The 23,522-nt window shown below is 71.6% G+C and carries 18 protein-coding genes; 7 read left to right on the forward strand and 11 right to left on the reverse strand.

Features of this window, described 5'->3' with window-relative positions; translation table 11 throughout:
- Positions 1–257 precede the first annotated feature (257 nt).
- The 4 genes from OH809_RS06615 to OH809_RS06630 all read right to left on the reverse strand — a co-directional run bounded on the left by OH809_RS06615 (position 258) and on the right by OH809_RS06630 (position 5,707).
- Positions 258–1,667, reverse strand: a complete 1,410-nt coding sequence (locus OH809_RS06615; protein WP_406423271.1) for an amino acid permease — start codon at positions 1,665–1,667, stop codon at positions 258–260.
- Between the two features lie 104 nt (positions 1,668–1,771).
- The gene (locus tag OH809_RS06620; RefSeq protein WP_406423270.1) at positions 1,772–2,950 is read right to left on the reverse strand and encodes an acyl-CoA dehydrogenase family protein; all 1,179 of its coding nucleotides are present in this window, start codon (positions 2,948–2,950) and stop codon (positions 1,772–1,774) included.
- 70 nt (positions 2,951–3,020) lie between these two features.
- Entirely contained in the window at positions 3,021–4,196 is a 1,176-nt protein-coding gene (locus OH809_RS06625) for a CaiB/BaiF CoA transferase family protein (RefSeq protein ID WP_406423269.1), read from the reverse strand.
- The gene (locus OH809_RS06630; protein WP_406423268.1) at positions 4,193–5,707 is read right to left on the reverse strand and encodes an aldehyde dehydrogenase family protein; all 1,515 of its coding nucleotides are present in this window, start codon (positions 5,705–5,707) and stop codon (positions 4,193–4,195) included. The genes OH809_RS06625 and OH809_RS06630 overlap by 4 nt, the downstream gene beginning before the upstream one ends.
- A gap of 207 nt (positions 5,708–5,914) precedes the next feature.
- On the opposite strand from OH809_RS06630, the gene gabT reads away from it, so the two are divergent.
- A complete protein-coding gene (gene gabT / locus OH809_RS06635) occupies positions 5,915–7,294 on the forward strand; it encodes a 4-aminobutyrate--2-oxoglutarate transaminase (RefSeq protein WP_406423267.1) in 1,380 nt (459 codons plus the stop codon).
- Positions 7,295–7,463: 169 nt separating this feature from the next.
- Here the strand turns inward: gabT and OH809_RS06640 are convergent, their stop codons facing one another.
- Entirely contained in the window at positions 7,464–9,080 is a 1,617-nt protein-coding gene (locus OH809_RS06640; RefSeq protein ID WP_406425336.1) for a PucR family transcriptional regulator, read from the reverse strand.
- 257 nt (positions 9,081–9,337) lie between these two features.
- Between OH809_RS06640 and OH809_RS06645 the strand changes: the two genes are divergently transcribed.
- The 6 genes from OH809_RS06645 to OH809_RS06670 all read left to right on the forward strand — a co-directional run bounded on the left by OH809_RS06645 (position 9,338) and on the right by OH809_RS06670 (position 14,466).
- A complete protein-coding gene (locus OH809_RS06645) occupies positions 9,338–10,066 on the forward strand; it encodes a response regulator transcription factor (RefSeq protein ID WP_406423266.1) in 729 nt (242 codons plus the stop codon).
- Positions 10,059–12,038 (forward strand): sensor histidine kinase, encoded by a 1,980-nt coding sequence (locus tag OH809_RS06650; RefSeq protein ID WP_406423265.1) that lies wholly within the window; start codon positions 10,059–10,061, stop codon positions 12,036–12,038. Before OH809_RS06645 ends, OH809_RS06650 begins: the two co-directional genes overlap by 8 nt.
- Before the next feature lie 123 nt (positions 12,039–12,161).
- Positions 12,162–12,599, forward strand: coding sequence for a hypothetical protein (locus OH809_RS06655; RefSeq protein WP_406423264.1), 438 nt, complete (start codon positions 12,162–12,164; stop codon positions 12,597–12,599).
- Between the two features lie 78 nt (positions 12,600–12,677).
- Entirely contained in the window at positions 12,678–13,298 is a 621-nt protein-coding gene (locus tag OH809_RS06660) for a class F sortase (protein WP_406423263.1), read from the forward strand.
- 140 nt (positions 13,299–13,438) lie between these two features.
- A complete protein-coding gene (locus OH809_RS06665; RefSeq protein WP_406423262.1) occupies positions 13,439–13,579 on the forward strand; it encodes a hypothetical protein in 141 nt (46 codons plus the stop codon).
- Between the two features lie 86 nt (positions 13,580–13,665).
- A complete protein-coding gene (locus tag OH809_RS06670) occupies positions 13,666–14,466 on the forward strand; it encodes an N-formylglutamate amidohydrolase (protein WP_406423261.1) in 801 nt (266 codons plus the stop codon).
- A gap of 153 nt (positions 14,467–14,619) precedes the next feature.
- Here OH809_RS06670 and OH809_RS06675 read toward each other — a convergent pair whose 3' ends face one another.
- The 6 genes from OH809_RS06675 to OH809_RS06700 all read right to left on the reverse strand — a co-directional run bounded on the left by OH809_RS06675 (position 14,620) and on the right by OH809_RS06700 (position 23,417).
- Positions 14,620–15,993 (reverse strand): ABC1 kinase family protein, encoded by a 1,374-nt coding sequence (locus OH809_RS06675; protein ID WP_406423260.1) that lies wholly within the window; start codon positions 15,991–15,993, stop codon positions 14,620–14,622.
- A complete protein-coding gene (locus tag OH809_RS06680; RefSeq protein WP_406423259.1) occupies positions 15,993–18,236 on the reverse strand; it encodes an anthranilate synthase component I in 2,244 nt (747 codons plus the stop codon). The genes OH809_RS06675 and OH809_RS06680 overlap by 1 nt, the downstream gene beginning before the upstream one ends.
- Before the next feature lie 39 nt (positions 18,237–18,275).
- Complete coding sequence (gene pcaB, locus OH809_RS06685) at positions 18,276–19,712, reverse strand: 3-carboxy-cis,cis-muconate cycloisomerase (protein WP_406423258.1); 1,437 nt, start codon at positions 19,710–19,712, stop codon at positions 18,276–18,278.
- Positions 19,709–21,691 carry an FAD/NAD(P)-binding protein gene (locus OH809_RS06690; protein WP_406514914.1) on the reverse strand — a complete coding sequence of 661 codons (1,983 nt, stop codon included), beginning with the start codon at positions 21,689–21,691 and terminating at the stop codon, positions 19,709–19,711. Before OH809_RS06690 ends, pcaB begins: the two co-directional genes overlap by 4 nt.
- Positions 21,692–21,781: 90 nt before the next feature.
- Positions 21,782–22,924, reverse strand: coding sequence for an acyl-CoA dehydrogenase family protein (locus tag OH809_RS06695; protein WP_406514915.1), 1,143 nt, complete (start codon positions 22,922–22,924; stop codon positions 21,782–21,784).
- Complete coding sequence (locus tag OH809_RS06700; protein ID WP_406514916.1) at positions 22,917–23,417, reverse strand: PaaI family thioesterase; 501 nt, start codon at positions 23,415–23,417, stop codon at positions 22,917–22,919. Before OH809_RS06700 ends, OH809_RS06695 begins: the two co-directional genes overlap by 8 nt.
- Positions 23,418–23,522: the final 105 nt, after the last annotated feature.

Consider the following 23,522-nt stretch of genomic DNA (forward strand, 5'->3'; position numbering starts at 1 on the left):
ATCGACAGAAAGCGCTTTCGTCCGCGTGCGGGGACCATGTAACCCGTTCGTCGCGACCCTGACAATGGGCGTGTACTCGCCAATTTCTTGGGCGCCCTTCGGCGGCGGCGCGGACCTCCTTGCGGGCAAGGACGCAGACCGCGAGCGGCCCATCGGGGCGCAGACGCCGCCGGCTCACAGCGGTTTACGAGCGGCTCGCTCCGATTCCGGGCGGGTACGGCGGGTGGGTGAAGCGGTCCGGTGGGCGACGGCGCCGATCAGTCAGCTGAACGCGCCACCCGGAAGCGGCGGTTGAGGCCGTAGGCAAGCAGCGTGATGCCCCAGGCAACCAGGCTCAGCAGCAGCTGGGATCGGCTTTCCGCGACGAAGTACATGGAGGCGAGCGTGGCGGTGATGGCCAGCGCGGTGGCGTAGCTGAGCCAGGGAAAGAACCACATGCGGACCTGGAGCCGTTCGGGCGCCTCCGCTTCCAGCTTTCGACGCGTACGCAGCTGGGCGAGCGTGATCAGCAGGTAGACGAAGAGGATGACGGCGCCGGAGGAGTTGAGCAGGAACATGAAGATCGTCTCCGGCCACTGGTAGGCGGCGACGACGCAGAGATAGCCGACGGTGGTGCTGGCGAGGACGGCACGTACCGGTACGCCCCTGCGGTTGGCCTTGCGCCACGAATCGGGCGCCTCTCGGTTGCCGGACAGGACGACGATCATCCGGGACGCCGTGTACAGACCGGAGTTGAGGCAGGACAGGATCGACGTAAGAACCACCAGGTTCATCACGTCGCCCGCGGCGGGCAGACCGATGTGGTCGAGAGCGGAGACGTACGGCGAGGCGCCCACCTGGCTGGAGTTCCACGGGAGCATGGCGACCACGAGGAGAACGGATCCCACGAAGAAGATGAGGACGCGCGCCACCACGCTGTTCGTGGCCTTGACCACGCCCCGGGTCGGCTCCGTGGACTCGGCCGCGGCGATGGTGACGACCTCCGCGCCGACGAGGGAGAAGATCACCACGACGATGCCGGAGAAGACGGGTCCGACGCCGTTGGGGAAGAAGCCGCCATGCGCGGTGAGATTGCTCAGGTCGGCGTGCCGTCCGGGCCACAGGCCCAGGACGAAACAGGTGCCCGCGATCAGGAAGACGACGATCGTCACGACCTTGATCGAGGCGAACCAGTACTCGAATTCCCCGTACGAACGGACCGAGATGAGGTTGACGGCCGTCATGAGAGCGAGGAGCACCAGGGATATCAGCCACAGCGGTGCGTCCACCCAGCGGCCCAAGATCTTGGCGCCCGCCACGGCCTCGAAACCGACCACGATGACCCAGAAGTACCAGTACAGCCAGCCCACGCTGAACCCGGCCCAGCCGCCGAGCGCGGTGCGCGCGTAGTCCGCGAACGATCCGGTCGAGGGCTGGGCCGAAGCCATCTCGCCCAGCATCCGGATCACACACACGATGAGGGCACCGGCCAGCACATAGGTGAGCACCGCGGCCGGACCGATGTCGTTGATGACGACGCCGGAACCCACGAAGAGCCCCGCGCCGATCACGCCCCCGATACCGATCATCGTCAGGTGGCGCTGACGCAGACCACGCTGAAGATTCGCCGGCGAGGGCGCCTCTTCCGTCCTCTTACTGTCGTGCACGTCTTGATCGGCTTGCGTCATCGGGAATTCCTCCGGTCACTGAGACTGATCACCAGGAGTCCCGGCCGCACGGCGGAGCCGCCGGCCGGTGTGCCAGGGGGTGCGCATCCTTGTCCTGGGCCGCCTCAGCGATAGGCGGCCTGACCGGTGAGGGCCTGCCCGACGACCAGCGTGTGCACCTCGCTCGTGCCCTCGTACGTGAGCACCGACTCGAGGTTGTTGGCGTGCCGCAGCGGCGAGTACTCCAAGGAGATGCCGTTGGCCCCGAGCACGGTCCGGCACTCGCGGGCGATGGCCAGTGCCTCCCGTACGTTGTTCAGCTTGCCCGCACTCACCTGCTCGGGGCGGAGGTTGCCGAGGTCCTTGAGCCGACCGAGGTGGAGGGCGAGCAGCGCCGCATTGCCGAGGGAGAGCGCCATGTCGGCGAACTTGCGCTGGGTGAGCTGGAAGGCGCTGATCGGTCGGCCGAACTGGACGCGCGCGTCCGCATAGTCGATGGCCGTCTGCAGGCAGTCACGGGCCGCGCCGACTGCGCCGAAGAGGATGCCGAACCGTGCCTCGTTCAGGCACGAGAGCGGGCCCCTCAGCCCCTGGGCCCCAGGAAGCCGGGCGGAATCCGGCAGTCGCACGTTGTCGAAGTGGAGCTCGGAGGTGATCGAGGCCCGGAGCGACATCTTCTGCTTGATGTCGCTGGTGGTGAAGCCGGGCGTGCCGCGCGGCACGAGGAAGCCCCGGACGCCGTCCTCGGTCTGCGCCCAGACCGTGGCCACGTCGGCGATGCCGCCATTGGTGATCCACATCTTGGAGCCGCCCAGGATCCAGTCGCCGCCGTCGCGGACTGCACGCGTACGCATCCCCGCCGGGTCACTGCCGAAATCGGGTTCGGTGAGGCCGAAGCAGCCGATGGCTTCCCCCGCGGCGAGCCGGGGCAGCCACTCCTGCTTCTGCTCCTCGGACCCCCACTTCCGGATCGAGTACATCGAGAGCGAACCCTGGACCGACACGAAGCTGCGGAAGCCTGAGTCGGCGGCCTCGAGTTCCAGGCAGGCGAGCCCGTAGCCGACGGCGCTGACGCCCGCGCAGCCGTACCCCTCCAGGTGCATGCCGAGAACGCCCAGCTTGCCGAGTTCGGGGGCGAGTTCGCGGGCGAAGTGCGCGTTCTCGAACCACTCGCCGATGTGCGGGCGCACCCGGTCGGCGAGGAACTTGGCGACCGTGGCCTGGATTTCGCGTTCCTCGTCGCTGAGCACCGAGGCGATGTCCAGCAGGGCGAGAGGGTCCTTCATCGGCTTGTTGCCGCTCATCATGTGCTCCTGGGAGGGGTGTACGAAGGGTGTGCGTGGTGATTGGGGCCGGGTTGCAGCGGTGGCCGGGTCAGCTGTCGAGCCAGTCGGCGATGGAGTCGGTGTGCTCGCCCAGCCGGGGCGGGCGCCGTGGGTAGTGGACCGGGGTACGGGACAGCCCGATCGGGTTGGCCACGAGGTTCATCGGACCGTCGTGCCCGCCCTCGGCCTCGGCGCACGCGTCGTCCGGGGTGACGCGCGGCGCCAGCCCCAGCTGTTCGGCCAGGTCGAAGGCCCCGGCGAGGTCGTTCACCGGACCGCACGGCACGCCGAGCGGAGTGAGGAGCTCGAACCATTCGTCCGCCGCGCGCCGCCGGAGCCGTACGGACAGCTCTTCGGCGAGCGCGTCGACGTGGGCCACCCGGTCGGTGTTGGTGGCGAACCGCGGATCCACGGCCAGACCGGCCGCGTCCAGGCCCCGGCACAGCGCGGCGAACTGCCGGTCGTTGCCGACGGCGACGACGAGTGGCCGGTCCGCCGTCTCGTAGACCTCGTACGGGGCGATCGACGGGTGGCGGTTGCCGAGGATGCCCGGCACCTGTCCGGCCAGGGTGTAGCCGGCGGACTGGTTGACCATGCTGGACAGCAGCGACGACAGCAGGTTGACCTCGACGTGCTGACCCTCGCCGGTCGCGTCCCGATGACGCAGGGCGGCCATGACCCCCATCGCGGCATGCAGTCCGGTGAGTACGTCGACCAGCGCGACACCCGTCTTGACCGGTTGCCCGGGGGTCGGTCCGGTGACACTCATCAGTCCGCCGACGGCCTGGATCAGCAGGTCGTAGCCGGGCAGCGCCGCGCCCTTGCCCGCTCCGAAGCCGGTCACCGAGCAGTACACGAGGCCGGGGTTGAGTTCGCGGACCCGCTCGTAGGCGAGCCCGTACTTGTCCATCGTGCCGGGGCGGAAGTTCTCGAACACCACGTCCGCTCGGCGGATCAGTTCCGTCGCCCTGCGGCGGCCCGTCGGGTCGCGCAGATCCACGGCGAAGGATCGCTTGTTGCGGTTGACGGAGAGGAAATAGGTGGCCTCACCCTGTGCCTTCGGCGGGCCCCAGGCCCGGGTGTCGTCACCGGTTCCCGGCTGCTCCACCTTGATCACATCCGCGCCGAGGTCGGCGAGGAGCATGGTCGCGTACGGTGCCGCGAGCACCCGGCCGAAGTCGGCCACCAGCACGCCGGACAGCGGCAGTCGAGAAGTGTCGGTCATCGGGTTCCTGCCCGGGAGGCGCGCAGATAGACCGTGGTGGTCGTGGTGAAGAAGTCGCGGGCGGCACGGCCCTGCTCCTTGGGGCCGAAGCCGCTCGCCTTCGCCCCGCCGAAGGGCACGTGCGGATCGGCCCCTGCGGTCTCGGAGTTGATGTGCAGCACCCCGACGTCGAGGCGCTGCACGGCTGCGGTCACTGCCCGCAGGTCGTCGGTGAACACGGCTGCGGCCAGACCGAATTCGCTGTCACCGACGAGATCGAGTGCGGTCTCGTCATCGGGTGCACGACGTACGACGACAACGGGACCGAACAGTTCCTCGCGCCACAGTGGGTCGTCCCCGGCGAGTTCCACGACGGTGGGCGGCAGAAAGGCGCCGGCGGAGCGCTCGTCGTCGTAGGGGCGGCCACCCGTCAGAATCCTCACGCCTGCACGGGCGGCGCCTTCGTCCAAGGCACGCTGGATCGTGTCGCGTGCCCGGTGCGAGATCACCGGTCCCATCCGGACTCCGTCGTCGAGGGGATCTCCCACCTGAAGGGCGGCGGTGCGTGCGACGAGCCGGTCGAGGAACGCGTCGGCGATCCGCTCGTTCACGATGACGCGGGAGGTGGCGGTGCACTTCTGTCCGGTGGAGCGGAACGCACCTGCGAGGACTTCGGTGACGGCGAGTTCGAGGTCGGCGTCGGACAGCACGGCGGCGGCGTTCTTGCCGCCCGTCTCCGTCTGCACGGGCCGGGCGAGACGGCCGCAGACGGCCATGACGTCGCGGCCCACGGCGGTGGATCCGGTGAAGGTGACCGCGTCGATGTCCGGGTGGCCGACGAGCCGCGCGCCCAGCTCACCGTCGCCGATCAACAGCGACAGCACCCCGTCCGGCAGTCCGGCCTCGACGAGTGCCTCGGCCATGCGCACGGCGAGCAGCGGCACGAGTCCGGAGGGCTTCCACACCACGGTGTTGCCGTATCCGAGCGCCGGGGCGATCTTCCACGCGGGGATGGCGACGGGGAAGTTGAACGGGGTGACCGCGGCGACGACACCCACCGGACGGTGGATCACCTGAATCTGCTCGCCGGGCCGCGGGGAGGCGAAGACCTCGCCCGCCGGCCGGTCGGCCTCCGCTGCGCAGTAGCGGAAGATCTCTGCGGCCCGCCGCACTTCGCCGATGCCCTCGGGCAGGGTCTTCCCCTCCTCCCTGGACAGTTCCTCGCCCCACTGGGCCGCATGTGCTTCGAGCACGTCGGCGGCGCGGGCAAGGATCCGGGCCCGGGTGTGATGGGGTGTGGCCGCCCAGTCCGGGAAGACCTTGCGTGCGGCTGCCACGGCGTCTTCCAGATCGGCGGGCCGGGCCACGTTCCCCACCGCGACCGGTTCGTCGGGGCGGGCGGGGTTGATGTCGACCAGTTCCTCGCCCCCACCGGTGCGCCACTCCCCCGCCACCAGGTGGCGCAGGCGCGGGACTCCCTCCGGCGGAGCGGCGGCCTCCGGGGCGCGGTCAGTGCCTGCGTGCTGCTGCATCGGCGTTCCCTTCCGTATGCGTCCGTACGCACCAGCCTGGAGCGCATCGGGATGACGAGGCCGTCATTCTCCGCATGCGCGGCCCCTCACGCAGTGGACAGAATGTCCCGCCTTCTGGGCCATTGGCGCTCCAATGCGTCCATGGCCACCGACCCCAGGGCGCGGTTGGCTCGGCGGCCCATGCCCATGCATCCAGGAGGAGATCCCATGCCTGCCACTCCCGGTCCGGTCGGCGGCCCTCGGCTCTCACAGGAACGCCGGATCGTCACCGAGATCCCCGGCCCCCGCTCACGGGAACTCCTCGCCCGCCAGCGCGGACTCGTCCCGGCCGGTGTGGGCTCCACGCTGCCGGTCTTCGTGGAGTCCGCAGGCGGTGGCGTGATCACGGACGCGGACGGCAACTCCCTCATCGACTTCGGCAGTGGCATCGCCGTGACGACGGTGGGCAATGCCGCCCCCCGGGTCGTCGCACGGGCCGTCGCGCAACTGGAGCGCTTCACCCATACCTGCTTCCTGGTGAACCCCTACCGCTCCTACCTCGACGTCTGCGAGACCCTGAACCGGCTCGCCCCGGTACCCGGCGAGAAGCGCACCCTGCTCGTCAACTCCGGTGCCGAGGCGGTGGAGAACGCGGTCAAGATCGCCCGCGCGGCCACCGGCCGGCCGGCCGTCGTCGTCTTCGACCACGCCTTCCACGGCCGCACCCTGCTCACCATGTCGCTGACCGCGAAGAACCGCCCGTACCGGCAGGGGTTCGGCCCGTTCGCCCCCGAGGTGTACCGCGCCCCGATGGCCTATCCGTACCGTTGGCCGTCGGGTCCGGAACGCTGCGCCGAGGAGGCCTCCGCGGCGCTCGCGGACCTACTGGACCGGCAGGTGGGCGCGGAGAACGTGGCCGCCGTGCTGGTGGAGCCGATCCAGGGCGAGGGCGGTTTCGTCGTACCGGCGCCCGGCTTCCTGCGCAGGGTCGCCGAGCTGTGCCGGGAGCGCGGCATTCTGCTGATCGCCGACGAGGTGCAGACCGGTATCGGACGTACCGGGCGGATGTTCGCGTGTGAGGACGAGGGTATCGAGCCCGATCTGCTGACCACGGCCAAGGGACTCGGCGGCGGTCTGCCACTGGGAGCGGTGACCGGGCGCGCGGAGGTGATGGACGCCGTTCCGGCGGGTGGCCTCGGTGGTACGTACAGCGGGAACCCGGTGGCGTGCGAGGCGGCGCTCGGGGTCTTCGAGGAGATCGAGACGCATGGACTGCTGGCGCGGGCACGGGAGATCGGCGATCTCATGCTCGGCGCCCTCGACGCGTTGCGGGCTGCCCACCCGGAGATCGGCGAGGTACGGGGCCGGGGCGCGATGACAGCCGTCGAGCTGGTGACGCCGGACGGCTCCCGGAGCCCCGCGCCCGAGCTGGCGGCGAGAATCGCGGGCCGCTGCCACGCGCAGGGGCTTCTGGTACTGACGGCGGGCAGTTACGGCAATGTGCTGCGCTTCCTGCCGCCGTTGTCGATACCGGACGAGCTGCTGAAGGAGGGCCTGGGGATCCTGGGGGCGGCGTTCGCCGAGGAAACCACCGGGCCGTCGGCCTGACACGGAGCGCGCCGGGCTTGCTCGGCGCGTCCGGTGCGTTCAACTCGTCAGGCTCGTCCGGTTCGTTCCACTCGTCGGGCTCGTCCGGCGCGCTCAACGCATGCATCGCGCTCGGCGCGTCCGGCCACGTGCTCGCCGCCCCGCGGACCAGTGACCGCCGGCCGCCCGGTCACTGGTCCGCGATCCCCTCCCAGGCGGCCAGCGCGAGCAGCAACTCGGCGCGTACGTGCGCGGAGTCGAGATCCACGCCCAGCAGTGTCCGGATCCGCTCCAACCGGCTGCGCAGCGTGTGCCGGTGGACCTCCAGGGCTGCGGATGCGGCACCCCACTGCCCGTGATGTTCCAGGAACGCGCGGAGGGAAGCGAGCAGTTCCGTGCCGTTGTCCCGGTCGTGCGCGGCCAGCGGCGCGAGCCGTTCGGCGGCCAGCCGGCGCAGGACCTCTCGGGTCTCGGGGGCGCTGACGAGCACGTGTCCGGCCAGCGACTCGAAGGCGACGAGCCCCGGCCGGCCACGCGCCTCGGCGACCGCGGCCGCGTTGCTCGCCTCCTGGAGCGCCTGCGGCCCGGCATCGGGCTCGTGCACAAGGCTGAGCCCGGCCCAGAGGCGCGGCCCGAACCGTGCGACCGCATCGTCGACAAGGCCCCGGGCGATACCGATACCAGTGGCGCCGCCGCGTCCGTCGCTCTCTGCGGGACCGTCGTCCCCACCCGCACGCATCCCCACTCGGGAGCCGTCCCCGGGCAGCAGGAGCACGGCACGCCCCTCACGTGCGGCGCCGAAGAGCGGCAGGCCGATCTCGGCGAGGCGGGGGCTCACCGTGTCGAGGGCCTGCCGAGGGCTCGGCCCGCTCAGTACGAGGACGCGGATGCCGTTGCGGGCCGGGAAGCCGGCCTCCGCCAGGTGGTCGCGGGCGGTGCGCGAGGGGAGTGTCCCGTCCAGGACCATGCGCAGGAAGAGGCTGTTGACCCGGTGCTGTTCGTCCTGCAGGCGCAGGGGCTTCTCCGCCTGGAGCGCGATCAGCGACGCCGCGTGTCCGAGCAACAGGTGGTCGACGGCGGTCAGTTCCCGGTCGGCGGCCAGCACGAGTCTGCCGTGGGTGCGCGGGCCCACGCGGACCTGTTGGGCGACGACCACCCCGTGCCGTCCGGCACTCAGCGCCTCCGTCGCCCGGTCGCTCCCGCCGGCGCTCCTCAGCTCGGCGAGCACACCGGGGTCGACGCCCGCCGAACCGGACGGATGGGCGGCGCGCACCGCACCGGCGTCGTCCAGGTACAGCACCGTGGTGTGCGTCGAGACGGCCAGTTCCCGTACGACGGCCCGGGCGCCGTCGCGCAGCGCGGCCCGGGTCATCCGGGGCTGGACGCGGGAGGCCCGTACGACTCCCTCGTACTGCAGCTCGGCCAGGCGTTCCATCACGGCCTTGGTGATCGCGACGAATGGCGTGGGCAGCGGCACTTCGAACAGGGGCAGTCCCACCCTGTCGGCCGCGTCCACGACGGCCGCGGGAACATGCCGGTGCGAGAGTCCCGTCCCGAAACCGACAGCGGCCACACCGACATCCGCCAACCGCTGGATGTACGCCCGCTGCCCGGCCTCCGCTTCCGGCAGTCGCAGTCCGGTGGTGAGCAGCAGTTCGCCGCCGCTCAGCCAGGGAACGGGGTCGGCCAGATCGATGCTGTGGGCCCAGAGGGCCTCCCGATCGAGCCCGTCCCGCCCGGCCAGCACCGTCAGCCGCAGCTCGGGGCGGCCGATCAGCCAGTGGAGGGGTACGCCCAAGGTTTCCACCGCCGCCCTGCCCGCGCCGCGGGATCGCACCCGGGCTTCTCGTTCGATCGGGCAAAGCTAGCAGGCCGGCCGGAATCCGCCTCGACCGGTGCGTCCCCGGACCCCGTCACGGCGCACAGGGTCGCGCGACCACCGACGGCTTCGTGCGGGTCAACGGCTACGCCAACCCGTTGTGCACGGCAGCCCGTCGGCGAGAGGCATCTCCGCCGACGGCTTGCACGCCGGACCGCGCCCCGAACTCACCTACGATCGACCGCGTGTGCGCAAACGTCATCGTCGCCGAAGACGACAAGAAGCAGGCCGAACTCGTACGCCGTTACCTCGAACGCGAGGGCCACGCGGTCACCGTCGTCGGGGACGGTCTCGCCGCGCTCGACGAGGTGCGGCACGGGGAGCCCGACCTGCTGGTCCTCGATGTGATGATGCCTCGGGCGGACGGCCTCGATGTGGTGCGTGTCCTGCGCGCCGAGCACCGGGAACTGGCGGTCCTGATGCTGACGGCCCGGACCACCGAGGACGATCTGCTGCTGGGTCTCGACCTGGGGGCGGACGACTACATGACCAAGCCGTACAGCCCGCGCGAACTGATGGCCCGGGTCCGCACGCTCCTGCGCCGCACGAATCGGCCAGGACAGGTGAACCCCTCCACGGACGCCGTTGATGAGGTGCTCTCCGTGGGCGCACTCAGAGTTGACCCTGCCCGCCACGAGATATCGGTCGACGGTACGTCGGTGGAGTGCACGCCGGGCGAGTTCCGCATCCTCGCCGCGATGGCCGCCGAGCCCGACCGGGTCTTCAGCAGGCAGCGGCTCCTGGAGGAGCTGCACGGCTTCGACCGGTACATCAGCGACCGCACGGTCGACGTGCACATCATGAACCTGCGCAAGAAGATCGAGCCCGCCCCGCGGAAGCCGTCCCGGCTGCTCACCGTCTTCGGAGTCGGATACAAACTGACCGACCCCGCAAGGGGCACGTCGCGTGCGTAGCCGTGGCCGGCCGGACCGCCGGCGGCTGCCGCTCCGCAAGAGTCTGCTCGTGCGGCTGCTGGCCGTATCGGCGCTGGTGGCGGCCTGTTCGGTGGCGGCCACCGCCTGGCTCGCCGTACAGACCACCTCCGGTGCCATCAAGCAGGAGCAGGGCCAGAACCTCACCGCGGATGCCCGGATCTACACCAAGCTGCTCGGCTACGCGGCGGGCCATTCCCAGTGGGACGGCGTCGACGAGACGGTGCGCGATCTGGCAACGCGGTCGGGCCGCCGGATCGCCCTGACCACCCAGGGCCGGGAGATCATCGCCGACTCCGCGACCGGGGCGTCCCCGCCCGCGCTTCCCACGCAGGCGTCGGCCATAGTCGACCCGCTCTCCGTGGACACAGCTCTGGCGGCACAGTCCTCCGGAGCGACCGGCACCGCGGCCGACCGCGTCGACCCGCGGGCCGTGGGACCGTTCCGCCTGCCCCCGGCCGAACGTACGCAATTGCGTCGCACCGCCGACCGGGGCGTGGCGTGCCTGAACGACGCCGGGATCGCCTCGGACGTCGTCGAGGAACCGAGCGGGCGCCCCCGCATCCAGATCGTCGGCAACGACCCCGACCGGATCCTGGGCACCAGCTGCTCGACCGACGCGCTGGACAGACCCACCGGAACCGAGAAGAAGGCACTCGACGCGCTCAATCAGCTGGCCGACGCCTGCCTGGACCGCCAGGGCCGTGCAGCTGTACACCTGCGCCTGGACCTCTCCTGGGGCCAGGACCCCGAGCCGGAACCGAGCGCCGGGGTCCGTCGGCGTTCCACCGCTCCCCCCGCCCCGGTGCCGACCGTCCAGAGCAGCGACAACGACCGGGCGATCGCGTCGTGCGTGGGCACCGCCCGCCGCGAGCAGCTCAGTTCGTACGTCGCCTCGCCCGCGCTGCTGTTCATCGGGGATGCGGGCGGCGCCACCGTCCCCGGTTTCGATCTCTCACCGGCGAACACCGCCCGTATCGCAGGTGTCGCCGCCCTGGTCCTCGCCCTCACCGTCGGCGCCTCGGTGCTGGCAGGAGTCCGGCTCGTACGGCCGTTGCAGGCACTCACCGGTGCCGCCCAGCGAATGCGGGACGGCGAGGAATCGGCACCTGTGCCGGTCACCGCGGACAACGAGATCGGGCGACTGGCCGCCGCCTTCAACGATATGACGGCGCATCGTGCACGCCTTGAGGAACAGCGGAAGGTGATGGTCAGCGATGTCGCGCACGAGTTGCGCACCCCGCTGAGCAATATCCGCGGCTGGCTGGAGGCAGCGCAGGACGGCGTGGCGGACCTCGACCCGGCTTTCGTCTCCTCGCTCCTGGAGGAGGCCGTTCAGCTACAGCACATCGTCGACGACCTTCAGGACCTGGCCGCGGCCGACGCGGGCGCGCTGCGTCTGCACCCGGCGCCGGTACGGATCGACGACCTCCTCGGCCACGTCGTCGCGGCGCACCAGGCCCGCGCCGAGACGGCCGGAGTGACGCTGACGGTACGCACGGCGGACCCCGGGCCCCCTCCTCTTTCCCTGACCGCCGACCCGGTACGGCTGCGGCAGGCCCTCGGCAACCTGGTGTCCAACGCGGTACGCCACACACCTCCGGAAGGGCACGTGACCCTGCGAGCGTACGGCTCCGAGTCAGGTGACGAGGTGGTCGTGGACGTCGAGGACACCGGCAGCGGCATCTCGCCCGAAAACCTCCCGTATGTCTTCGACCGTTTCTGGCGCGCGGAGAAGTCGCGGAGCCGCCGCACCGGCGGCAGCGGTCTCGGCCTGGCCATCGTCCGCAAACTTGCCGAGGCGCATGGTGGCGTGGTGAGCGCCGCGAGTACGGAGGGAAAGGGCTCGGTCTTCACGCTGCGCCTGCCGACGGGTCCGCATCCCACACCGGCGGGCCGGCCACCGAAGCCGTCCGACCGTCCGGACGAGGCCGCCCTGCACCATCGGGACTGATGCGATGACCACAGCGATCTGACAGCTTCTTCATAAGTTCACGCGAGGGTGACGGCATGCCCGGCGCCTGGTGCGAATCGGCATCCAGGCACCACCAAGGCCGGGCTGGAACTGGAGCCACGTATGTCCCACCGTCCCCGTCCGATCCTGCGCACCGCCGTCCTCACCGCCGTCGCGGCGGGCGCAGTACTCCTCCCCTCCGCCACGGCCCTCGCATCGGTTCCTTCCGACGCAACGCCCAGCCCTTCGGTGACGTCCACCGAGCGGACCCCGACGCCCACTCCGGAAGCCGGGTCGAGCAGGCCCGCGCGTGGCGAGGCGCCGTCGGTGACGCCCCGTGGCGGCGTGGCCGCGGGCGACAGGCCCAGCCCGGCCCCGGCCGTGCGCTTGAAGGGGGGCTCCGCCGAGCCGCGTGGCGGCGTGGCCGCGGGCGAGCGTCCGATCGGCACGACGAGCAACACCACCGCCGCCGTCGCGGGTTCGGTCGCCGCCGCGGCCCTGCTCGGGGGCGCGGGCACTCTGGTGCTGCGCCGCCGCGCGACCGCACACCGCAACGGCTGACCCTCGCAGTGGCGCCGCCCTTCATGGGCGGCGCCACTGCCCGTCTCCGCCTCTCCTGTCACCTGCTCTGGAGCCCGCATGTCCCCTGCGCACCACACACCGCGGCGATCCGCCGCGCTGACGACTCTCGCCTGTCTCACCCTCGCTCTCGTCACCAGCTGCACATCCCACGCCGTCGGGCCACCACCCCCCACCCGCTCCCCCTCGCACTCCCCCACTGCCCCCGCCTCCCCCGGCTCCCCCGGGGTGGATCAACCCGCGGCTCCCATTCAGGTGGCCATCCCCTCGATCGGAGTGACCAGTTCCCTGATGCCGCTCGGTCTCAACGCGGACGGCACCGTCGAGGTCCCGCCGGCGGAGAAGGGCATGACAGCAGGCTGGTACACGGGAGGTGCGATCCCGGGCGAGCGCGGAGCAGCCGTCCTCATCGGGCACAACGACACCCGGTTCGGCAGGGCCGTCTTCCACGACCTGAAGAAGATCGGCAAGGGCGCGGACATAGTCGTGCGCAACGAGCGAGGCCAGGCAGCCCACTTCACCGTCACCGGCACGGAGTCCGTGAGCAAGAAGGCGTTCCCCACAAAGAGGGTGTACGGCGGGACCGACGACCGCGCCCTCCGTCTGATCACCTGCGACGGCGCATTCGACGCCCAGGGCCACCCGGTGGACAACCTCATCGTCTACGCCACCGCCCGCTGACGGCACACCCGATGAGGCCTCCACCACCATTGGTACGCGATGGAAGGCCTCCCGACACCCGACGTCTACCCATGAGCAACTCTTGCTGACTGGATGTGTGTTGCCTGTTCCACCCCCCATCAGCAGATGCAGGAGACCTCGTGCCGCTCACCGCGCTCCGCCGCACCTCCGGCGTGACTCCGTCCGCCGCGCTCGCCGCCGTCACGCTGATCGCCAACGCCCCTCAGGCGTCGGCACGCCCGCCACCCCAGTCGCCCCACTCGAACACCGTCGGTAGATAATCGGATATGACCAGGCGGAGTGCCGCAAGTCCGGCACTCCGCCTCGTCGATGTACCCAGCGACGATCCACCCCGAAGGAACCCTCCATGGTCCACGCGCACCAGCCGTTCCGTCTTCTGCCCGGCGGGATTGCCTCATCGGTCCTGCTGCATGTTCCGCACTCGGCTCGACACATCCCCGAGCAGGTACGTACCGGAATCGAGCTGGACGACGAGGCCCTGGAGCTGGAGCTCGACCACATCACGGACTCCCACACGGCCGAGTTGACCGCCGAAGCCGCTCTGGCTGCTCCCGTCATGCCCTGGCAATTCGTCAACGGCCTGTCGCGGCTCGTCATCGATCCCGAACGGTTCCCCGACGAGCGCGAGGAAATGCTGGCGGTCGGCATGGGAGCGGTCTATACGCAGACCACGCATCGCGAGCAGCTCCGCTCACCGGACGTGGACCCGGAGCCCCTGATCGACCGCTACTTCCACCCCTACGCCGAAGCCATGACCACCGCCGTCGACGAACGACTGACCGCCACCGGCCGCGCCGTCATCATCGACGTCCACTCCTACCCGACGGGCCCGCTCCCGTACGAACTCCACGGCTCCGGACCGCGCCCACCGATCTGCCTGGGTACCGACGCCTTCCACACCCCGCCGGAACTCCTCGCCCAGGCCGAGAAGGCGTTCGTCGGCTTCGGGGGCACCGGCATCAACAGCCCCTTCGCCGGTACGTACGTACCGCTGAAGCACTACGGCACGGACCCGCGCGTCAGCGCCCTGATGATCGAGATCCGCCGCGATGTGTACATGTCCGAGCCGGGAGGACCTGCCGGCCCCGGCATCCGCGCCCTGGCGACGGCCCTGTCCGAACTCATCGCGGAAGCCTCGCAGCCGTAACCGACTTGTGCGCGTACGAGCGCAACGCTCGCTCCCCTACGGACGCCGGATGGCACGCGGTGACGGTACGGGTACGTCCCTTCGGCTGAGTGCCTGCCCGTGGCGGAGCGGCGCCCCGGGCGGCGTCGCGTACGGTCGCCGCCGCCCGGAGGGTCATTGCTCCGCGCCCGCGAAACCGGGCAGCCAGCGGACGGCTTCGGCGCGGAAGGGGATCTCGCACTCCAGTTGGCACAGGACCGCGGTGGCCGCGCCGACGACGCGGTTCACCAGGACGTACGAGGGCGGCAGGTTGAAGCGGCGCAGCAGGCTGCCCGGACCCCGGTCCACGGCCTGCACGACTTCCTCACGGAGCCATTTGCGGGTGAACCGGTAGGTGTCCTCCCGCGACGGGGTCGCGATGGGCAGCAGGAAGGAGGCGAGTGCGGCGTCGTCAGGCGCTGCGCCCGGCCGGATGAAGCCTTCCTCGACGAGGAGTTCATGGGCGGCGGCCCAGTCGCCGAGCTGGGCGAGGCGGTTCAGGGTGCCCAGGGAGGCCGGGAAGCCGTCCGGCAGGTGTTTGACCGCCCCGAAGTCGATGACCCCGAGCCGGCCGTCCGCCAGCATCCGGAAGTTCCCCGGGTGCGGATCGGCATGCAGGTACCCGGCGCGCTCGGGGCCGGAGAAGAGGAAGCGGGCGTACTTGAGCCCGGCGTCGTCGCGCTCGTCCTGCGTTCCCTCCCGGATGATCCTCGAGAGCGGTGTGCCGTCCATCCATTCGGTGACGAGCACCCGTTCGCTGAACACCACCACCTCGGGGACCAGAACCTCCTCGTCGCCGCGGAAGGCGTCGGTGAACGCCTGCTGGGCCGCCGCCTCCAGGCGGTAGTCCAGTTCCTCGGCCACCCGCTCGCGCAGTTCGTCCAGCATCGGCTCGACGTCGAGGCCGGGGGCGATGACGGAGAAGAACTTCATCAGCCGGCCGAGCTGGGTGTAGTCGCCGAGCAGCGCCTCCCCGGCGCCCGGGTACTGGACCTTCACTGCTACCGGGCGGCCGTCCTCCCACACCGCCTTGTGCACCTGGCCGATGGAGGCGGCGGCCGCCGGTTCGTCGTCGAAGGAGGTGAAGCGCTCGCGCCAGTCCGCTCCCAGCTCGGCGGCGAGCACGGCATGGACGCGCGCGGCGGGCAGCGCGGGCGCGGCGTCCTGCAGCATGGTGAGGGCGGCCCGGTAGGGTCCGATGACCTCCGGGGGCAACGCCGCCTCGAACACCGAGAGCATCTGCCCGAACTTCATGGCGCCGCCCTTGAGTTCGCCGAGCACCCGGAACACGTGCTCGCCCGTGCGGCGCTGGAGTTCCCCGGTGATGACTTCGACCGGCTGGCCCAGCAGGCGCTTGCCGATGCGCAGCGCGGACCGGCCGGCGAAGCCGAGCGGCAGCGAGGCCAGGCGGGCGTTGCGGGTGAAGGGGGAACGGGGGATGTCGCGGGCGGGCCGCAGCACCGGGGCGCGGCGGTCCTCGTCCGTGGAGTCGTCCTTGCGGTCCGTCATCACAGGCTCCACGCGCCGACCCGGGGCGCCGCGGCGCGCGTGAGACCGGCAACCGCGTTGGCGATCAGCGTGTGGCCGGCCCCCAACGTCATGATCGACTCGGGGTGGAACTGGACCGCCGCGATGGGTAGTTCACGGTGCTCGATGCCCATCACCGTCCCGTCCGGCGTACGGGCGGTCACTTCGAACACCTCGGGCAGCGTGGCCGGCTCGGCGTACAAGGAGTGGTAGCGCCCCGCATGGATGCGCGCGGGCAGGTTCTTGAACACCGTGCCGCCGCCGTCGACGATGTCGACCGGCGAAGGCTTGCCGTGGACGGGGAGCGGCAGGACGCCGAGGGTCCCGCCGAAGTACTCCATGAGGCCCTGCAGGCCCAGGCACACCCCGAACACCGGCAGTCCTCGCACCAGTGCCGCGTCGAGCAGGGCCGACATCCCGAAGTCCGCGGGGCGGCCGGGGCCCGGCGAGAGCACCAGCAGGTCGGGGTCGAGGCCGTCGAGCAGCTCCGGTGGGAAACCCGCACGGTAGGTGACGACCTCGGCGCCGGTCTGGCGGAAGTAGTCGGCGAGCGTGTGGACGAAGGAGTCCTGGTGGTCGACGAGCAGCACGCGCCGGGGCCTGCCGTCTTCCCCTGCGGCGGCCCCCACCGGGCCCTGCGGGGCGTGGACCGCGGCGGGCACGGCCGGCGCCCCGCCCGCCGTGTTCTCCACGGCGTCGATCAGCGCGAGCGCCTTGAGGACCGTCTCGCTCTCCTCCGCCTCGGGGTCGGAGTCGAACAGGAGGGTGGCGCCCGCCCGGACGGTGGCCACGCCGTCCCGGATCTGGATGGTGCGCAGTGTCAGCGCCGTGTCCATGCCGCCGTCGAAGCCGATGCGGCCGACGGCGCCGCCGTACCAGCGGCGCGGGCTGCGCTCGTGTTCCTCGATGAAGGCGATGGCGGCACGCTTGGGCGCCCCGGTGACGGTGACGGCCCACATGTGGGTGAGGAAGGCGTCCAGCGCGTCGCGGTCGCCGCGCAGCCTGCCGCGTACGTGGTCGACGGTGTGGATGAGCGTGGAGTACACCTCGATCTGGCGGCGGGCCAGCACCTCCACGCTGCCGGGCACGCAGACCCGGGCCTTGTCGTTGCGGTCGACGTCGGTGCACATGGTCAGCTCCGACTCCTCCTTGCGGGAGTCGAGCAGGGTGCGGACCTGCTCGGCGTCCTCCAGGGGGCTGCGGCCCCGCGCGATGGTGCCGCTGATCGGGCAGGACTCGACCGACCGGGTCCGCGGGTCGACCCGTACGAACATCTCGGGCGAGGCCCCGACCAGGTGCTCGCCGCCGGCCAGGTTCATCAGCAGCCCGTAGGGCGCTGGATTGCGCGAGCGAAGCCTGCGGAAGACCTCGGAGGGTGGCGAGGTGCTCGCGCGGTGGAAGCTCTGGCCGGGAACGGCCTCGAACATCTCGCCGTCGTGGAAGCGCTGCTGCGCGCGGCGCACCAACTGGGCGTACTCACCCGGCGCGTGGTCGCGGTAGGCGGCCGGTTCGGCCGCCGGAGCGTACCGGGCGGCGGGTGTGGCCCGGTCGAGACCGGCCGTGGAGCGGCCCGCGTACGTGAACTCGTAGCTGTGCCGCACAGCGGTGCCGCGCTGCCGGTCGATCTCCATGATCGTGTCGGGCAGGTGCAGGACCATGGTGCGGTCCTGCGGGTCGCGCTCCCGGTGCAGGGGTACGGGATCGAAGCCCAGGACGAGGTCGTAGCCGAAGGCCCCGTACAGACCCCACAGGGGGTCCTCCGGGGAGGCGAAGCCGGTGACGACCGTGCGCAGCGCGCCCAGGACGGACGGGCGACGCGTCCGGTCCTCCTCCGTGACGAGGCTCCGGCCCTCGCCGACCGCCACCGCGCTCACCACGCCCGCCTCGGCGTCCCACCGCGCCCCGAGCGGGGCCAGTACGTCGGCCAGGGCGGGCAGCAGGACGCGGCCGCGCTCGTTGAGGGCACGGACCTGGATCCGGTCCCCGACCGCGGTCACTTCCACCGGTGGATCGGCGTAGCCCAGGTCGTACGGCCGGTAACGGCCGGGCTGCTCGGAGCGCCCCGACATCAGCAGGCCGCGCCGTGAGTCGAGCGCCTCCTCCAGGCGGGCCAGTTCGGCATCGGCCCGGGCCGGGTCGATGGCCTGCGACAGACGGGTCACTGCCACCCCGGCCGGGGTGACCCATCGCAAGGTCGCGGCGGTCCGCCGTGTCATTGCCGTCATCGTGTGTTCGTCCTTCTGCGTAGTTGGAGGGCAGCTAGGTCAGTCACAGCGGCGGGTCTCCCGGAAGCGGGCCAGGACCCGGTCCACGAGGACGCCGGCGGCCCCGGTGTAGTGCGCGGGATCGCACAGCTCGCGCAGCGACTGCGCACTGTGCCGCCCGACGAGTTCAGGTGCCTCGGCGAGTACGTCCGCCAGGTGCCGACCGGTGCCCGCAGCGGCTGCCGACGCCGCGGCGACCAGGTTCTTGGCGGTGGCCCGCCCCAGCTCCGGGGACAGCACGGCGGCGAGCCGTTCGGAGACCACCAGACCGCCTGTGAGGTCGAGATTGGTGCGCATCCGGTCGGCGTGGACGCTGAGTCCCTCGGCAAGTTCGGCCGCGGTGCGGGCGGCTCCGCCGGTGAGCCGCAGGCATGCGCGCAGCGGTTCCCACTCGGCGTGCCAGGCGCCCGCGGGGCGTTCGTCGTCGGTGACCGCGGCCTGGGCGAGGGTGCCCACCAGGCCCGGCACCTGGTAGGCGGCGGACCGGATCAGCGCCGCCAGCGCTGGGTTGCGCTTGTGCGGCATGGCCGAGGACGCGCCCCGGCCCTCGGCGGCCGGCTCGGTGACCTCCGCAGTCTCGGTCCGCGACAGCAGTTGGACATCGGCCGCCAAGGTGCCGAGCCCGCTGGTCGTGAGGCACAGGGCGGTGGCCAGGTCGGCCAGCGGGGTGCGCACCGTGTGCCAGGGCACGAGCGGCTCCCCGAGGCCCAGCTCGGCGGCGACGGCCGCTGGCAGCCGCTGTGCGTAGTCGGCGGCCCCGTCCGCCCCGTGCGGGCCGTGGAGGCGCGCGTACTCCAGGTATCCGGCCATCGTGCCCGCCGCGCCGCCGAGTTGGACGGGCAGCCCGCCCTCCCGGACGTAGCGCAGCCGCTCCTGTGCGTCCAGTACGGCCTGCAGCCAGCCGGCCGCCTTGAGCCCGAAGGTGGTGGGCACGGCGTGCTGGCCCAGCGTGCGCGCGGCCATCAGGGTGCCGCGGTGCCGACGGGCGAGAGCGGCCAGCGCCACGGCCGTCCGGTCCAGGTCGGCCAGGATCAGGTCCACCGTGCGGGCGGCGACCAGCATCAGCGCGGTGTCGAGGACGTCCTGGCTGGTGGATCCCTGGTGCACGTAGTGCGCCGCGTCCGGATCCTCGCGCGCCACCGCCTCCGCGAGCATCCGTACCAGCGCGACCACGGGGTTGGCGGCCGCACGGGCGCGCACCGCCACCTCCCGCAGGTCGAACAGCTCCGCGCGGGCCGCGGCGGTGATGGCTTCGGCCGCCGCCGCGGGCACGACCCCGAGGCGGACCTGCGCCCGGGCCAGGGCGGCCTCGGCATCGAGCATGGCTTGCAGGCAGGCGGCGTCGCTGGTCGCTGCCTCGGCCGCGCTGCCCGCCCGTACGGGCGAGAGCAGGCCGGCGTCCAGCGCCGGGTCCCACCCCGCGCGGGGCGCCGTCACGAGTCCTCCCAACCGGGGGTGGCCGCCACCGGCGCCGTGGCGGCGGCATGGGCCGGGACGGGGGCGGCGAGGTCGAGCAGGGCCATCGCGATCGCGTCGGAGTCGCCGAGCGTCACCGAGTTCACGCCCGGACGGATGCCCGCGGCCGTCACCCAGTGCACCGACTCGGTGGGCACCCCGTAGGCGAAGCGCCGCGGGTGCACCCGGCCGTCCGCGCCGATCAGGCGGTACGGGCGCTCGGTGACCGCCACCCCGCCCGTCAGGTACCCGCCGTGCTCGCGGTCGTGGATCTCGTACGGGCGGCACTCTCCGGCGGCGGCCAGGTACCGCAGCAGCGGATCGGCGGTGCGCCGCAGGTCGGGCTCCGGAAGCCGGGCCTCCACCAGCGTCGTCACCTCGGTCCGGGATCCGGGAACCTCGGGCGATTCGACGGCGAACACCCCGGCTTGCTCGTCCAGTTCCACGCGCATGCCCGGGCCGAGGATCCGCAGTACCCCGGCCTCGATGAGCGCGATCATCTCCTCGATGCGGCGGGGCGGCGGACCGATCGACAGGAAGGCGTTGAGCGGGGTGTACCAGCCTTCCAGGTCCTCGCGGTGCGACCGGCCGGTGAGTCCGCCGTGGTCCACGACCAGACGGATCTCGTTGCGCAGGTCGCGCAGCACGTCCAGCGCCGACTTCAGCGGGCCGTCGACATTGCCCGCCTCGGACTCGGCGAGGTCCCTGTGCAGGGTCTCCAGCAGCCACGCCCGGTAGTCGTCGGTGCTGCGGAAGGACCGGTCGCCGTAGGGGTGTGCGATGCGCTTCCAGTCCCAGCGGTCCTCGGGGCCGATGCCGAACTCGTCCAGTACGTCGGCCTCTTCCTCCGACCCCCAGGGCTGCGCCAGGGTGCGCTCCTGGAACCGGCACACCTCCTGCGGCCCGACCCGCCGGGTCAGCAGTGCCGAGTGGTGGACGGTCTCGACCTCCTTGGCGATCAGCGGCCACAGGTCACGGGCGAAGTCGAGGCCACCGCAGTCAGCGGCCTCCCGCAGCTCCGCCAGCTTCGCGGGAGTCAGCAGCCAGGAGTGGTGGCGGCCGTGCGGGCCCTTCTGGTTGCGGCCGCGGGAGTGGTACGGGACGCCGCGCCGCGAGGCCGCGTACAGCTGGGGTTCCCGGCCCGACGGGCAGTACACCAGGGCTCCGTCGCGGCGCTCGAAAGTTCCTCCGCGGCCGAGGGTGAACAGCGCCATGTGGTCGAAGAAGTTGAGGCCGAGGCCGCGCAGTGCGACCCGCTCGCCCGGACCGACCACCGACAGCTCGGTGTCGGCGGGATTGGCCGGACGGGCGTGGCGCAGCCCGTGCGTCCGGGCGAACTCCGCCAGCCGCAGTTCGTCCGCGTCGGGGGTCACCGGCAGGTGTCCCTGCGCCATGACCACGGCGTCGAGCCCGCCGATGCGGGTGCCGTTGGCCAGGGTGACGCACTGCCGGCCGTCCTCCTCGTCCTGCAACCGGACCGCACGCATGGGATGGACGGTGACCGTGAGCCGCTCGGGCGCGGTGCGCACCACGTGGCGGAACACCCACTCGAGGTAGTGGCCGTAGAAGGCGCGCGTCGGGTAGGAGTCGGGGGTCAGGTCCCTGGCCTCGGCCAGCGCCTGGTCGTCGTAGCGCAGGTCCTCGTGCTGCGCCGTCCCGCTACCGGCAGCGAGGCCGCGTGCCCACTCGTAGAGGCTGGGCCCCGGGGCGAGCTCGCCCGCCATCTCCACGCTCGGATCGGTGAAGAGCGTCACCTGTGAGGCGACCGTGTTCATCAGCAGGTGGTGCGACTGCCGGGTGCGCCAGACGCTGCCCGCGCCCGGACGGGCCGGATCCACGACGTGCACCACGACGGTGGTGCCGGCGGACCGCTCGCGTGCGTCGGCACAGAGCCGCTCCAGCACCGAGAGGCCACGGGGGCCGGCGCCTACGATGCAGACCTCCAGCGGTCTGTCGCTCACGTAAATTCTCCGTTCCGGTGGGCGAGTTGGGGTGTGCGGCGGCGGTGTCCGCTGGGCGGCGCGACGGGGCAGAGCTTGCCGGGAGGGGCACTAGACGCCGAGGTCGCGGCCGATGATCTCTTTCATGATTTCGTTGGTGCCGCCGTAGATCGGGTGCACGCGGTTGTCGACGAAGGCCCTGGCCACGGGTGTCTCGCGCATGAAGCCGTAGCCGCCGTGCAGCTGTACGCACCGGTCCAGGACGCGCCGCTGGACGTCGGTGGCCCACCACTTGGCCTTCGCCGCGTTCACCGCGTCGAGCCGGCCCGCGTTGTGCTCCGCGATGGCCCGGTCGACATAGGTACGGGCGACGTCCAACTCGGTCGCCATCTCGGCGAGTTCGAAGCGGATGTGCTGGAAGCCGCCGATGGGCTGCCCGAACTGGGTGCGTCCCTTGCAGTACTCGAGGGTCTGCGTGAACGCCGTCTCCGCCGCGGCGACGGCGTACGCGGCGATGCCGAGCCGCTCCTGCGGCAGGTTGTTGGCCAGGTAGAGGAACCCGCGCCCGGCCCGGCCCAGCATGTTCCCGGCCGGCACCCGGACCTCGTCGAAGAACAGCTCGGCGGTGTCCTGCGCAGCCATGCCGATCTTCTCCAGCTTGCGGCCCCGCTCGAATCCGGCCATGCCGCGCTCGACCACCAGGAGGCTCAGGCCCCGGGAACCACGCCCGGGCTCCGTCCTGGCGACCACGATCACCAGGTCGGCGTGGATGCCGTTGGTGATGAAGGTCTTCGCGCCGCTGAGCACGTAGTGCTCGCCGTCCCGGCGGGCCGTGGTGCGGACGGCCTGCAGATCGCTGCCGGCCTCCGGCTCGGTCATCGCGATGGCCGTGATCAGTTCGCCCGAGCAGAAGCCCGGCAGCCAGCGCTGCTTCTGCTCCTCGGTGGCGAGTTCCAGCAGGTACGGCGCGACCACGTCGTTGTGGAGGGCGAACCCGACGCCGGTGGCGCCGACCCGCATGATCTCCTCGCTGATGATCGCCTGATAGCGGAAGTCGCGCACACCCCCGCCCCCGTACTCCTGCGGCACGTCGATGCCGAGCAGCCCGAGCTTCCCCGCGGTGCGCCACACCTCGCGGTCCACCAGTCCGGCGCGCTCCCAGTCGGCGTGGAAGGGGACGATCTCCCGCTCCACGAACTCGCGCATCAGGTCCCTGAAGTCCAGGTGCTCGGGCGTCAGTTCACTTTCACGCATTGCTGCTCCCCCTACGGTGGATGATCTGCTCGACGGTTCCGGTGCAGGCGAGCCGGCCGCCCTGTGCGAAGCGCACCTCTGCGACCGCGCGACGGGTCGAGCAGCTGGTCAGCACGGTCTCGATCGTCACGGGACCCGGCACCAGCGGTGCGTGGTATTCGACGGACAGCCCTGCGGTCAGGAAGCCCGACCCGTCGGGGATCGCCGACAGCATCACCAGGCCGGCGAAGTGGTCGACGAGGCAGGCGATCCAGCCGCCGAAGACCACTCCGGGAGTGAGCGTGAGGGCCTCGTCGAACTCCGTCTCACAGGTGATCAGTCCCGGCAGCCAGGAGGTCGCCGGCGGCAGTGCGAGGGTGTGCGCGGCGGGCGGGTCGGGCACCGTTCCATCGGCCAGACCGCTCAGCGTCCGACGGCCGCTGGTGTCGGCGTCGGGCGCCGCGAGACCGCGCATGCGGGCGGACCGGGCAGGGGGCAGGGTGGTTTCGAGCATGGCGATCTCTCCGCTGGTCCAGGGGCGGGGACGGGGCGTCCCGGAGGTGGCGGTGCGGGACGGGAGGGAAGGTCCGCCGCGGCGCCGGGGGCGAGGGTGGATCCC

This window comes from Streptomyces sp. NBC_00873, from assembly GCF_045207415.1.
In the GTDB taxonomy this organism is placed as follows: domain Bacteria; phylum Actinomycetota; class Actinomycetes; order Streptomycetales; family Streptomycetaceae; genus Streptomyces.